Source organism: Frankia sp. CcCS3 (assembly GCF_977927575.1).
The window spans coordinates 1-12,355 of record NZ_CDWRCL010000112.1 but is presented as its reverse complement, the minus strand read 5'-3'; the positions used below and the strand labels follow the sequence as shown (position 1 = coordinate 12,355).

Below are 12,355 nucleotides of genomic sequence, written 5' to 3'. Positions count from 1 at the left end.
CCGGTGCCTCGCTCGTCTGGGTTCCGCGGCGGGCCGGTGACCGCGGCGCGGTCTCGGCCGGGCTGCTTCCCTCGCTGCTGCCCGGCGGCCGCCCGGTCACCGACGCCGCCGGGCGCGCCGAGGTCGAGGAGGTCTGGGGGGGTCCGCTGCCCGGCGCGCCCGGCCGCGACACCGACGGCATCCTGGCCGCCGCCGCGGCCGGGCGGCTCGACGGGGTGATCGTGGCCGGGGTCGACGCGGAGGACCTGCCGAATCCGGCGAGTGCGCTCGCGGCGCTCGCCCGGATGCCGTTCTGCGTCTCGATCGAGCTGCGCCGGTCGTCGATCGCCGAGGTCGCGGACGTGGTGCTGCCCATCGCCCCGGTGGCGGAGAAGGCCGGCTCGTTCGTCGACTGGGAGGGCCGGCTGCGACCGTTCCAGCGGGCCCTGGACACCCCGGCCCTGCCGGACGTCCGGGTGCTGCACCTGCTCGCCGCCGAGATGGGCCTCGACCTCGGCTTGCCCGACGCCGGCGCGGCCGCCCGCGAGCTGCGCGCCCTGGGCCGGGCCGGCGACGGTGTGAGCCGGGTGCCCGCCCCGTCGGAGCCGATCGCCGAGCCGCCGGTCGCGGGGGTGGGTGAGGCGGTGCTCGCGACCTGGCACCAGCTCGTCGACGACGGCGCTCTGCAGGCCGATGAGCCCTACCTGGCGGGCACCGCGCGCCCGGCGGTGGCCCGCCTGTCCGCCGCGACCGCCGCCGAGATCGGCGCCGTGGCCGGGGGGCGGGTAACCGTCACGACCCCCCGCGGCTCGATCACCCTGCCCGTCGAGGTCACGGCGATGCCCGACCGGGTGGTCTGGGTGCCGACCCACTCGCCGGGCTCGCACGTGCGCCGGACGCTTGCCGGGCACGCCGGGGTCCTCGTCCGGGTGGGCGCCGCCGGGACGAGCACCCCCGCCGAGGACGATCCCCCTGCCGGGGACGACACTCCCGCCGGGGACGACACTCCCGGAGGCCGCGCATGAGCGCCACCCCGCCCACGCTCGTCTGGGCCGCGGCCGCGGATCCGGACCTGCATGCGTTCGCCGACGACCCGTTCTGGCTGATCCTGCTCAAGGCCGTCGCGGTGTTCGCCTTCCTGCTGCTGATGACGCTGTTCGCGATCGTGTTCGAGCGCAAGGTCGTCGCGAAGATGCAGCAGCGGGTCGGCCCGAACCGCCACGGCCCGAGGGGCTGGCTGCAGAGCCTCGCCGACGGCGCCAAGCTGATGCTCAAGGAAGACCTCATCCCGGTACTCGCCGACAAGCCGATCTTCATCCTGGCGCCGATCGTCTCCGCGGTGCCCGCGTTCCTCGCCTTCGCGGTGATCCCCTTCGGTCCGGAGGTCTCGATCCTCGGGGAGCGGACCACGCTGCAACTGGCGGACCTGCCGGTGAGCGTGCTCTACCTGCTGGCGGCCGCCTCCCTCGGTGTCTACGGGCTCATCCTGTCGGGCTGGTCGAGCGGGTCCACCTACCCGCTGCTCGGCTCGCTGCGTTCGGCCGCGCAGATTATCTCCTACGAGGTCGCGATGGGGCTCGCGTTCGTCGCGGTGTTTATCTACGCCGGCACGCTGTCGACCTCCGGCATCGTGGCGAGCCAGTCGGGTCGCTGGTACATCGTGCTGGTGCCGTCGTTCGTCCTGTACTGCATCTCGATGGTCGGCGAGACGAACCGGACCCCCCTCGACCTCCCCGAGGCCGAGGGCGAACTGGTCGGCGGGTTCCACACCGAGTACAGCTCCATCAAGTTCGCGTTCTTCTTCCTGGCCGAGTACATCAACATGGTCACCGTCTCGGCGATCGCGACGACCTTGTTCCTCGGGGGCTGGCAGCCTCCGCCCATCCCCGGCCTGTCCGGTCTGAACTCCGGCTGGATTCCGCTGATCTGGTTCGTCCTCAAGCTGCTGGCGTTCCTGTTCTTCTTCATCTGGCTGCGCGGGACGCTGCCGCGGCTGCGGTACGACCAGTTCATGAGCTTCGGCTGGAAGGTGCTCATCCCGGTCGGTCTGGTCTGGGTGCTGGCCGTCGCGACCTTCCGCGTCTACCAGAAGCACGTGGACGACCGCACGCCCTGGCTCGTCGGGTTCGGCGTGGTCGTCGGCATCCTGCTGATCGTCGCGCTCATTGATCCCGGCGGCGCGAGGCACCAGCGGGAGCTGGAGGAGGCCGAGCAGCGCAAGTTGGCCGAGGCGCCGAGCCTCGACCGCATCCCGTGGCCGCCCCCACCGCCGGCCGGTGGACGGGGCCGTCCGGCGGTGTCCGCCGGTGCCTCGGCCAACGGGTCGTCCACTGTCATCCCCGCGGACCCCGGTCCGCGTCAGGAGCGTTGAGTCATGGGGATCCTCGACCCGTACAAGGGGTTCGGCGTCACCTTCGGGACGATGTTCAAGAAGCCGACGACCGAGCAGTACCCGGAGGAAAAAAAGGAGACCGCCCCGCGTTTCCACGGCCGTCACCAGCTCAACCGGCATCCCGACGGCCTGGAGAAGTGCGTCGGGTGCGAGCTGTGCGCCTGGGCGTGCCCGGCCGATGCGATCTATGTCGAGGGCGCGGACAACACCGAGGCTGAGCGGTACTCCCCGGGCGAGCGGTACGGCCGCGTCTACCAGATCAACTACCTGCGGTGCATCCTGTGCGGGCTGTGCATCGAGGCCTGCCCCACCCGGGCGCTGACGATGTCCAACGACTACGAGCTCGCCGACGACAGCCGACAGGATCTGATCTTCACCAAGGAACAGCTGCTCGCTCCGCTGCGCGAGGGCATGGAGGCGCCGCCGCATCCGATGCGGCTCGGCTCCAGCGAGACCGACTACTACACCCGCGACCCCGATGCCCCGCTGCCCTGGCAGGCCGCGGGGCAGGAGCAGGCCGCGGGGCAGGCCGCGGAGCGGGAGGCAGCAGACGTCATCGCCCGGCGGACGGCGGGCGAGCACTCCCGGGCGGACGAGGTTCCCGCCCACGGCGCCGGTTCGGAGCGACCACGATGAACCACGAGATCCTCGCCGCCGCGGCGGGGGACATCACCAGCACCTCCACCGGTGAGGCCGCGACCTTCTGGATCCTCGCCCCGGTCGCGGTGCTGGCCGCACTCGGCATGGTGATGGTCCGCAGCGCCGTGCACTCGGCGCTGCTGCTGGTGGCCAACCTGTTCTGCGTCGCGGTGTTCTACCTGATCCAGGAGGCACCGTTCCTCGGGTTCGTGCAGATCATCGTCTACGCGGGCGCGATCATGGTGTTGTTCCTGTTCGTGCTGATGCTCGTCGGGGTCGACTCGTCCGACTCGCTGGTGGAGACCATCCGCGGTCAGCGCCTCGGCGCGATCGTCTTCGGCCTCGGCTTCGCGGGCCTGCTGGCCTTCCCGATCGGTTCGGCGATCGACGGCGGGAGCGCCACGGGCTTGTCCGAGGCGAACACCGGCGGCAACGTCCAGGCGATCGGCCGCCTGCTGTTCACCGACTATGTCTTCGTCTTCGAGGCGATCTCGGCGCTGCTTGTCGTCGCCGCGATCGGCACGATGATCCTCGGCCACCGGGAACGCGAAGGCGGCCGGATCAGCCAGCGGGAGTGGATGCGGCGGCGCTTCACCGAGGGCCGTCAGGTCACCCCGCTGCCCGGGCCGGGGGTCTTCGCCCGGCATGACTCCGCCGACACGCTCGGGCTGTTGCCGGGCGGCGGGCGCGCCTCGGGCATCGGGGGCATCCCCGAGACGCCCGGCGAGCCGGGCGGCGGCATCTCCCGGGACGCGAACGGCTCGGCGCCCATCGGCGCCGGTAAGGGGGACGGTCGATGAACCCCGCGAACTACCTGATCCTCTCCGCGCTACTGTTCACCATCGGCACGGTCGGGGTCCTCGTCCGGCGCAACGCGATCGTCGTGTTCATGTCGGTGGAGCTCATGCTCAACGCCGCGAACCTGACTCTGGTCACGTTCTCCCGCATTCACGGGACCCTCGACGGGCAGATCATGGCCTTCTTCGTCATGGTCGTCGCCGCGGCCGAGGTCGTCATCGGCCTGGCCATCATCCTCAGCATCTTCCGAACCCGTCACTCGGCGTCGGTGGATGACGTGAACCTGCTGAAGTACTAGATCCCAGCCAAGCACGAGTACGAGCGCGAGCACCAGATCTTGACCAGCATTCCCACCGCGGACCGGGTCGGGTGGACTCTCCGGTCCGCTCCCGCCGCCGGAACGCGGCTGCGACCGGCCGTCGGCCACGGAAGAACGGACGACACTGCAGTGACGCATTATCGCCAATGGCATCCGCGGCGGAGTCGCGATGAACGCTGACCCGCTTCTGCTCGCCGCCGCCGAACATGGCGGCAGCAAGATCCATTATGCGGCCGCGTCGGGGGTCTTCTCGCTGACCTGGCTGCTCATCGCGCTTCCGTTGGCCGGAGCCGCGGTGCTGTTGCTCGGCGGCCGGCGGACCGACGGGTTCGGGCATCTGCTCGGCACACTGACCTCCGCCGCCAGCTTCGTGATCGGTCTGGTGCTGTTCGCCGGCCTGCTCGACCGCCCCGGTGACGACCGGGCGCTGTCCCAGCAGCTGTACTCCTGGATTCCAGTCAACGGTTTCCAGGTGGACGTCGGTCTGCTGGTCGACCAGCTTTCGGTCGTCTTTGTGCTGCTGATCACCGGGGTCGGGACACTGATCCACATCTACTCGATCGGCTACATGGCGCACGACCCGGTCCGGCGGAAGTTCTTCGCCTACATGAACCTCTTCCTGGCGTCGATGCTGCTGCTCGTCCTGGGCGACAATTTCCTGTCGCTCTACGCCGGCTGGGAGCTGGTCGGGCTGTCGTCCTTCCTGCTCATCAAGTTCTGGGAGTACAGGCCGGCCGCCGCCACCGCGGCGAACAAGGCCTTCTACATGAACCGGGTCGGGGACGTCGGGCTGGTGCTCGCGATCATGTTCATGTTCGCCACCGTCGGGTCGACGAGCTACGCCGACGTGTTCGGCTCGGCCGCCGCGGGCGTCATCGGTTACGGCACGATCACCGCGATCGCGCTGCTGCTCCTGCTCGGCGCGTGCGGCAAGTCCGGTCAGTTCCCACTGCAGGCCTGGCTGCCGGACGCCATGGAGGGCCCGACCCCGATCTCCGCGCTCATCCATGCGGCAACCATGGTCACCGCCGGGGTCTACCTCATCGTGCGGGCCGGGCCGATCTTCAACGAGACGCAGGCCGCTCGCACCGTCGTAGTGATCATCGGGGCGGTCACGATCCTGATTGGCTGCGTCATCGGCTGCGCCTACGACGACATCAAGAAGGTGCTGGCCTACTCGACGGTCAGCCAGATCGGGTACATGTTCCTCGCGGTGGGGCTGGGACCGGCCGGCTACGCGATCGGCATCATGCACCTGCTCGCCCACGGCTTCTTCAAGGCCGGCCTGTTCCTCGGATCCGGCTCGGTGATCCACGCGATGCACGACGACCAGGACATGCGCCACTACGGCGGGCTCTGGCGGTACATGCCCATCACCTGGGTGACCTTCGGTTTTGGCTACCTGGCGATCATCGGGTTCCCCGGGTTCTCCGGCTTCTTCACCAAGGACCGGATCATCGAGACCGCCTTCGACAAGGGTGGGACATCGGGATACCTGCTCGGCTCGATCGCGCTGCTGGGCGCGGGCATCACCGCCTTCTACATGTCCCGGCTGTTCCTGATGACCTTCCACGGCAGGCCGCGCTGGACGACGGAGGGCGAGCACGTCCGGCATCCGCACGAGTCCCCGGTGTCGATGACCGGGCCGATGATCGTGTTGGCCGTCGGCTCGGTCCTCGCCGGTGGCCTGTTCGTCCTCGGCCACTCGTTGCAGGACTGGCTCGAACCGGTCGCCGGGACGCACGTCGAGGGCGTCCACACCTTCTCGCCGCTCGTCCTCACCCTGCTCACACTGGTGGTCACCGTCGGCGGCTTCGCCGGCGCCTATGTGCGCTACCAGCTGCGCCCGGTCGAGGCGACGGCCCCGCCGGACTCCAAGGTCACCCTGGTCACCGTCGCCGCCCGTCACGACCTGTTCGCGAACACCTTCAACGAGACCGTCGCGATGCGGCCTGGCCAGTACCTGACCCGTTTCCTGGTCTGGCTGGACCTCGTCGGCGTCGACGGGCTCGTGCGGAGCAGCGCCGCCGCCATCGGCGGCCTGTCGGGGCGGATGCGCCGCCTCCAGACCGGCTTCGTCCGGTCCTACGCTCTGTCAATGTTGGGAGGTGCCGTCCTCGTGGTCGGCGCGCTGTTGCTGGTGAGGGCGGGCTGACATGCACACAGTCCCCTGGTTGACGATCATGTTGATCGTCCCGGTCGCGGGTGCGATGATCGTCGCCGCTCTGCCCCGCCGGCTGTCGACCCTCGCCAAGCAGCTCACCCTCGGGCTCTCGCTGGCGGTCCTGGTGCTCGCGGTCCTTGCGACTGCTGCCTACGACCCGAACAAGGCCGGCTTCCAGTTCGGCCAGTCCTACGACTGGATCAAAACCTTCGGCATCTCCTACTCGGTGGGAGCCGACGGCATCTCGCTGGTGCTGATCCTGCTGGCCGCGCTGCTGGTGCCGGTCGTGGTCCTGGTGTCCTGGGACGAGGCAGACGCGGATGGCGGGACGACCGGCGCGACGGACCCGACCGGCGCGGCCGCCGTCGGGGCGGACGGCTCCGGGCCCGGAGCCGGGACGCGGAGCAGGCGGTCGGTCCCGGCGTTCTTCGCGCTGTTGCTGGCGCTGGAGGCCGGGATGATCGGCGTGTTCGCCGCCACCGACGTCTTCCTCTTCTACGTCTTCTTCGAGGCGATGCTCATCCCGATGTACTTCCTCATCGGGAGCTACGGCCCGGTCAGGGAGCAAGCGCAGCGCTCCTACGCGGCGGTCAAGTTCCTGCTCTACAGCCTCTTCGGTGGCCTGCTGATGCTCGCCGCCGTGATCGGGCTGTACGTCGTCTCCGCCGACAACCTCGGCAGCGGAACCTTCGACTTCGCCACCCTGCGGCAGATGGACATCACCCCCGAGGTGCAGAAGCTGCTGTTCCTCGGCTTCTTCCTGGCGTTCGCCATCAAGGCCCCGCTGTTCCCGTTCCACACCTGGCTGCCCGACGCCGGCGCGCAGTCGCCCACCGGCGGCGCGGTGCTGCTGGTCGGGGTGCTGGACAAGGTGGGCACGTTCGGACTGATCCGGTACTGCATCCCGCTGTTCCCCGACGCGGCCGACTACTTCGCCCCGCTGGTGCTGGGGCTGGCGGTGACCGGCATCTTCTACGGCGCCCTGCTCGCCATCGGGCAGCGGGACATGAAACGGCTGGTCGCCTACACCTCGCTGGCCCACTTCGGCTTCATCGCGCTGGGCACCTTCGCCTTCACTTCCCAGGCGGGCAGCGGCGCGGTGCTCTACATGGTCAACCACGGCCTGTCCACCGGCCTGCTTTTCATGGTCGTGGGCTTCCTGGTGGCGCGCCGCGGCACCCGTGACGTCGGCGCTTACGGTGGTCTGGCCAGGGTGACGCCGGTGCTCGCCGGGGTGTTCCTCGTCGCCGGACTGTCGTCGTTGGCGTTGCCCGGGACGAACAGCTTCGTCAGCGAGTTCCTGGTGCTGATGGGGACGTTCACCCGGAACAAGCCGCTGGCGATCGTCGCGACCACCGGCATCGTGCTGGCCGCGATCTACATCCTGTACCTCTACCAGCGGACGATGACCGGGCCGGTGGTGCACGAGGAGAACAAGGTCCTGGTCGACCTCAGCCTGCGCGAGAAGCTCGTCGTCGCCCCGATGGTCGCGCTCATCGTCGCGCTCGGGGTCTACCCCAAGCCGCTGCTCGACATCATCACGCCGACGGTGACGGCGACCTATGCCGATATCGGCAAGTCTGACCCGGCTCCGACGCACTCGGTGACCGCGGAGTCCGGAGGCCACTCGTGAGCGCCACACCCGACCTTCTCCTGGCGCAGGAATCGAACCCGATGATCACGCCGCCGTCGATCGAGTACTCCTCGCTCAGCCCGATCCTGATCGTGTTCGGGGTCGCGCTCGTCGGGGTGCTCGTCGACGCCTTCGCCACGAAGCGGGCCCGGCGGACCTTCCAGCCGATCCTGGCGGGTGCGGGCTTCGTCGCCGCGCTCGTGGCCGTGGCGGTGCTGCATGGCCGGCAGGCCATCCTCGCCTCCGGTGCGCTGGCGATCGACGCGCCGACCCTGTTCATGCAGGGCACGATCCTGGTCTTCGCCCTGCTGTCGGTGCTGCTGGTGGCCGAACGCCAGCTTGACTCGTCCGGCGGGGCGATCGTGGCCTCGGCCGCGATCACTCCAGGCTCGAAGGGATCGACGGCGCAGCAGACCTCGGCAGACGTGCAGACCGAGGCGTATCCGCTGATGGTCTTCTCGGTCACCGGGATGATGCTCTTCGTCGCATCGAACAACCTGCTGGTGATGTTCGTGGCGCTGGAGATCCTCTCGCTGCCGCTGTACCTGCTGGCCGGGCTCGCCCGCCGCCGCCGGCTGCTGTCGCAGGAAGCGGCGATGAAGTACTTCCTGCTCGGGGCGTTCTCCTCGGCCTTCTTCCTCTACGGCGTCGCGTTTGCCTACGGATTTGCCGGCAGCGTGGAGTTCGGGGCGATCGCGGACGCGGTCGGCAACGCCGGTGTGAACGACACCTACCTCTATCTGTCGTTCGCGCTGCTGGCGGTGGGTCTGTTCTTCAAGATCGGCGCCGCGCCGTTCCACTCCTGGACGCCGGATGTCTATCAGGGCTCGCCGACGCCGGTTACCGCGTTCATGGCGGCGGGGACGAAGGTCGCCGCGTTCGGCGCCCTGCTGCGGGTCTTCTACGTCGCCTTCGGGGGGCTGCGCTGGGACTGGCGACCAATCCTGTGGACGATCGCCATCCTCACCATGCTGGTCGGCGCGGTGCTTGCCCTGACCCAGCGCGACATCAAGCGCATGCTGGCCTACTCTGCGATCGCGCACGCCGGGTTCCTGCTGGTGGGCCTCGCCGGCACCAACACCGACGGCCTGCGCGGCTCGATGTTCTACCTGGTGACCTACGGCTTCACGACGATCGCCGCCTTCGCCGTGGTCTCCCTGGTCCGTACCGGCGACGGCGAGGCCGGCGACCTGTCCCAGTGGCGGGGGCTCGGCAGGACCTCGCCCCTGCTGGCCGGGACGTTCTCGTTCCTGCTGCTCGCGCTCGCGGGGATCCCGTTGACGAGCGGGTTCACCGGGAAGTTCGCGGTGTTCCAGGCCGCGATCGCCGGGGACGCCACCCCGCTGGTAGTCGTTGCACTGGTGTGCAGCGCCATTGCCGCCTTCTTCTACGTGCGGGTCATTGTGCTGATGTTCTTCTCCGAGCCGTTCGCCGAGGGTCCGGTGGTGGTGACCCGCCCGACGTTGACTTTCGCCGCGGTCGCCATCGGCACTGTGGCTACTCTTGTACTGGGAGTAGCGCCACAGCCACTCCTGGACCTCGCGACGACCGCCGCGACGTCCGGCTTCGTACGCTGACGGTGGTATGAGCGATATCGGGCTGGACGTCGTGGGGATCAGGACCGATCCTGATCTGGAAAAGGCCGTGCGGATGGGTCTTGTCCGGGTGGAGGGTCTGCTGCGCGAGTCGGTGCGCAGCGAATCCGCCTTCGTGACCGAGACCTCCCGCCATCTCGTCGACGCGGGGGGGAAACGTTTCCGTCCGATCGTTGTGCTGCTGGCGGCGCAGTTCGCCGATCCCGAGGCCGACGGGGTGGTGCCGGCGGCGGTGGCGATCGAACTCACCCATCTGTCGACGCTGTACCACGACGACGTGATGGACGAGGCGCCGCGGCGGCGGGGAGCGGCCTCTGCGAACACGCGGTGGACAAACACGGTCGCCATCCTCACCGGGGACTACCTGTTCGCCCGCGCCTCCGACATCACCGCGGACCTCGGCCCGGAGACGACCCGCATCCTCGCCCGGACGATCGCGACCCTGTGCGAGGGGCAGATCCGGGAGACCGTGGGCCCGGCGCCCGGGCAGGACCCGGTCGAGCACTATCTGCGGGTCATCACGGACAAGACCGCCTCGCTGATCGCGACCTCGGGTCGGCTCGGTGCCATGCTGGCGGGCGCTGACCCGATCACCGTCGACACCCTCGCGACCTTCGGGGAGCTTTTCGGGGTGGCTTTCCAGTTGTCCGACGACATCATCGATGTTGCCTCGGACCCGGTGGACTCGGGCAAGACGCCCGGCACGGATCTGCGGGAGGGGATCCCGACCCTGCCGGTGCTCTACGCGCTGCAGGCCGATGACCGGGCGGCGGGACGGCTCCGGGAGCTCATCACCACCGGATTCGCCCCCGGCGACGGGAACACGGAGGACCGGGTGGGCGAGGCTCTCGATCTGCTGCGTAGCCACGTGGGCATGGCCCGGGCCCGGGCGGAACTCGTCTCCTGGTCGAGCCGGGCGCGGGAATGCCTCGCGCCGTTGCCGGACAATCCGGCGAAGACCGCCCTGGAGTCCCTCGCCGACTTCGTGGTCGACCGCACCGGCTGAGCGCGGCGCGGGACCGCCCGGTCCCGGAAACAAGGTGACCTGGCCGAATCTGGTGAGACCCGGCCAGGTCGGAGGGCGTCCTGGGTCAGTGCCCCGACGTGACCGCCGTCGTGGCGGTGGTTCCGGCCGGGTCGGCGTGGCCCTTCGTGGCACCGGCCTGCGTACCGAAGAATGTCTCGAGCAGCGGAGTGACGTCGATCGGCGTCGGATGGAACGGCAGGGAGCCACCGGCCGAAGTCGGCGTCGGGCTCGTGGAGGGGGTCGGGTCGCCCCACGGCCACGAGTCGGTCGGCGACGGCGATGTCGTGGCCGCGCCGGCGGTGCCCGTCGGACTGGGCGCGATGGTACGCAGGTCGGTGGGGCTCGTGTTGGGTGAGCTGAGCTCGTCCCGCGGCGTCAGTGGCACGATCGGGATCGGCGAGGTGCCGGGGCTCAGGTACGCCTCGCCGGTGGCGTGGGAGGAACCTGATCGCCCGGACGGACTACCCGGGTGGGCGGTCAGGCCGGACTGGCTCGTGCTCGGCGCCAGCAGCGCCTGGGGCGGAGTGGGCAAGGTGGCCTGCGGACGGTCGCGGGAGGCCTGCGTCTGCGAGGAGCCGAAGGCGGCCCCGCCTGTGTACTGGACCCGAGGCACCTCGCCGCCGTTCGGGCCGGTCGTGGCGCCCGTCGGATCGCCGCCCAGGGCTACGCCGGCGACCAGCGCGGACAGCCCGGCGAGCGAGACGGTTCCCGCCGCGGCGAGCCGCACCCGCCCGCTGCCCCGCCGACTGGCCGGTGCCCGGTGCGCGCCGGGCATCCGGCCGGGGCTCTCGGCGGGCGGGCTCGCCGGATGGATGTCGGCGGGCCGGTGGCTCCCGGTGGGGGAGGTGGGCCCGGGAACGTGGAGGGGTTCGTAGAGGGTGCCGAGGGTGCCGCCGGCTTGGACCCCGGCGGCGGCCGTCGTGGCCGTCGTGGCGAACCGTGGCCGGCCGGTCCGGGACAGCGTGTCCAGCGGCCGGCGACGCTGGGCGGCATCGCCGACCCGGCTGGCCGTGGCCTCCCGGGCCCGGCGGGCGGAGGTGCTCACCGACAGCGGTCCGGTGATCGTGTCGAGCTCGCCGGGTGGGGCGACCGGGGGCCGTGGCGGGGTCGGCGGTGGGAACGACGCGGCTGCCGCGGTGGAGGTCGTCGGTGCCGCGGCCGAATGGCGGCCGGTGGCCTGCCTGGCGACTTCCTGGCGCTGGCGTGAATGCCGACCGGCCGAATGATTGCCCACGACGACCTCCGGGAGCGGTCCGGACGACGACGCCGACCGAGCCGCGGGGTTGCCCGGCGCGACCGGCCGTGATCGGAACGGTCATGCTGATGGTGCCCATAGGCGAACGCGGAGTCGCCACGGACCGTGGGCATAGGGCTCGATGAACCCGCACTGCGCCTCCGGCTGCATCGGTGTTGTGAGCCCCCCCCGGGCCACACGGCACCCCCACGCGCGATGTCACCTTACCGGAAGGTGCCGGAGTGGCGCACTACCCGGCAGATAGCTGCCAAGCGGCATTATCAATGACATAGTTCTGTGGTATTGCGGGCTCTGCCCGGCCGGCCGGGCCACGGGCTGTGGAGTGCTGATCAGATCAGCGGACGGTTTTCAGATCACTCGATGGTCCAAGTCTTCCCACCGGCGATCAGCGACATCAGGTCCCCGTCGCCCTGGCGGGTCTTGGCGTCGGTGATCTGGGCGTTCAACGCCTCGTCGTAGGTCGGCGCGTCGACGTCGCGGAAGATGCCGATCGGGGTGACGCCGTGCGAGTCGCCGGTGAGCCGGGACAGCGCGAACGCCTGGCTCGGATCGGC

Annotated in this window: 10 protein-coding genes and 1 pseudogene; 9 read left to right on the top strand and 2 right to left on the bottom strand. The window is 70.0% G+C overall.

Going from position 1 to position 12,355, the window contains the following annotated elements; all coding sequences use genetic code 11:
* The 9 genes from AC08OQ_RS11675 to AC08OQ_RS11635 all read left to right on the top strand — a co-directional run.
* The coding region (locus tag AC08OQ_RS11675) for a molybdopterin dinucleotide binding domain-containing protein (protein WP_476612037.1) at positions 1-1,004 on the top strand (1,004 nt) is incomplete at its 5' end.
* Entirely contained in the window at positions 1,001-2,350 is a 1,350-nt protein-coding gene (gene nuoH, locus AC08OQ_RS11670) for an NADH-quinone oxidoreductase subunit NuoH (RefSeq protein WP_476601370.1), read from the top strand. The genes AC08OQ_RS11675 and nuoH, both read left to right, overlap by 4 nt.
* A 3-nt stretch (positions 2,351-2,353) precedes the next feature.
* A complete protein-coding gene (gene nuoI, locus AC08OQ_RS11665; protein WP_476601371.1) occupies positions 2,354-3,007 on the top strand; it encodes an NADH-quinone oxidoreductase subunit NuoI in 654 nt (217 codons plus the stop codon).
* Positions 3,004-3,810 (top strand): NADH-quinone oxidoreductase subunit J, encoded by an 807-nt coding sequence (locus tag AC08OQ_RS11660; protein ID WP_476592097.1) that lies wholly within the window; start codon positions 3,004-3,006, stop codon positions 3,808-3,810. The genes nuoI and AC08OQ_RS11660 overlap by 4 nt, the downstream gene beginning before the upstream one ends.
* On the top strand, positions 3,807-4,106 hold the full coding sequence (gene nuoK / locus AC08OQ_RS11655) for an NADH-quinone oxidoreductase subunit NuoK (protein ID WP_462185661.1): 300 nt from the start codon (positions 3,807-3,809) through the stop codon (positions 4,104-4,106). The genes AC08OQ_RS11660 and nuoK overlap by 4 nt, the downstream gene beginning before the upstream one ends.
* Before the next feature lie 190 nt (positions 4,107-4,296).
* Positions 4,297-6,282: an NADH-quinone oxidoreductase subunit L gene (nuoL, locus tag AC08OQ_RS11650; protein WP_476604489.1), complete on the top strand. Its 1,986-nt coding sequence runs from the start codon at positions 4,297-4,299 to the stop codon at positions 6,280-6,282.
* A 1-nt stretch (position 6,283) separates the two neighbouring features.
* Positions 6,284-7,924 carry an NADH-quinone oxidoreductase subunit M gene (locus tag AC08OQ_RS11645; protein WP_476599984.1) on the top strand — a complete coding sequence of 547 codons (1,641 nt, stop codon included), beginning with the start codon at positions 6,284-6,286 and terminating at the stop codon, positions 7,922-7,924.
* Between the two features lie 41 nt (positions 7,925-7,965).
* Positions 7,966-9,501, top strand: coding sequence for an NADH-quinone oxidoreductase subunit NuoN (gene nuoN / locus AC08OQ_RS11640; protein ID WP_476600005.1), 1,536 nt, complete (start codon positions 7,966-7,968; stop codon positions 9,499-9,501).
* A 7-nt stretch (positions 9,502-9,508) separates the two neighbouring features.
* Positions 9,509-10,525 carry a polyprenyl synthetase family protein gene (locus AC08OQ_RS11635; protein WP_476599986.1) on the top strand — a complete coding sequence of 339 codons (1,017 nt, stop codon included), beginning with the start codon at positions 9,509-9,511 and terminating at the stop codon, positions 10,523-10,525.
* A gap of 85 nt (positions 10,526-10,610) precedes the next feature.
* On the opposite strand, the gene AC08OQ_RS11630 is transcribed toward AC08OQ_RS11635, so the two are convergent.
* Together AC08OQ_RS11630 and AC08OQ_RS11625 are read right to left on the bottom strand one after the other, a co-directional pair.
* Positions 10,611-11,780 (bottom strand): hypothetical protein, encoded by a 1,170-nt coding sequence (locus tag AC08OQ_RS11630; protein WP_476599988.1) that lies wholly within the window; start codon positions 11,778-11,780, stop codon positions 10,611-10,613.
* Between the two features lie 374 nt (positions 11,781-12,154).
* Positions 12,155-12,355 (bottom strand): annotated as a pseudogene (locus tag AC08OQ_RS11625) (2-oxoacid:ferredoxin oxidoreductase subunit beta); the annotation flags it as partial.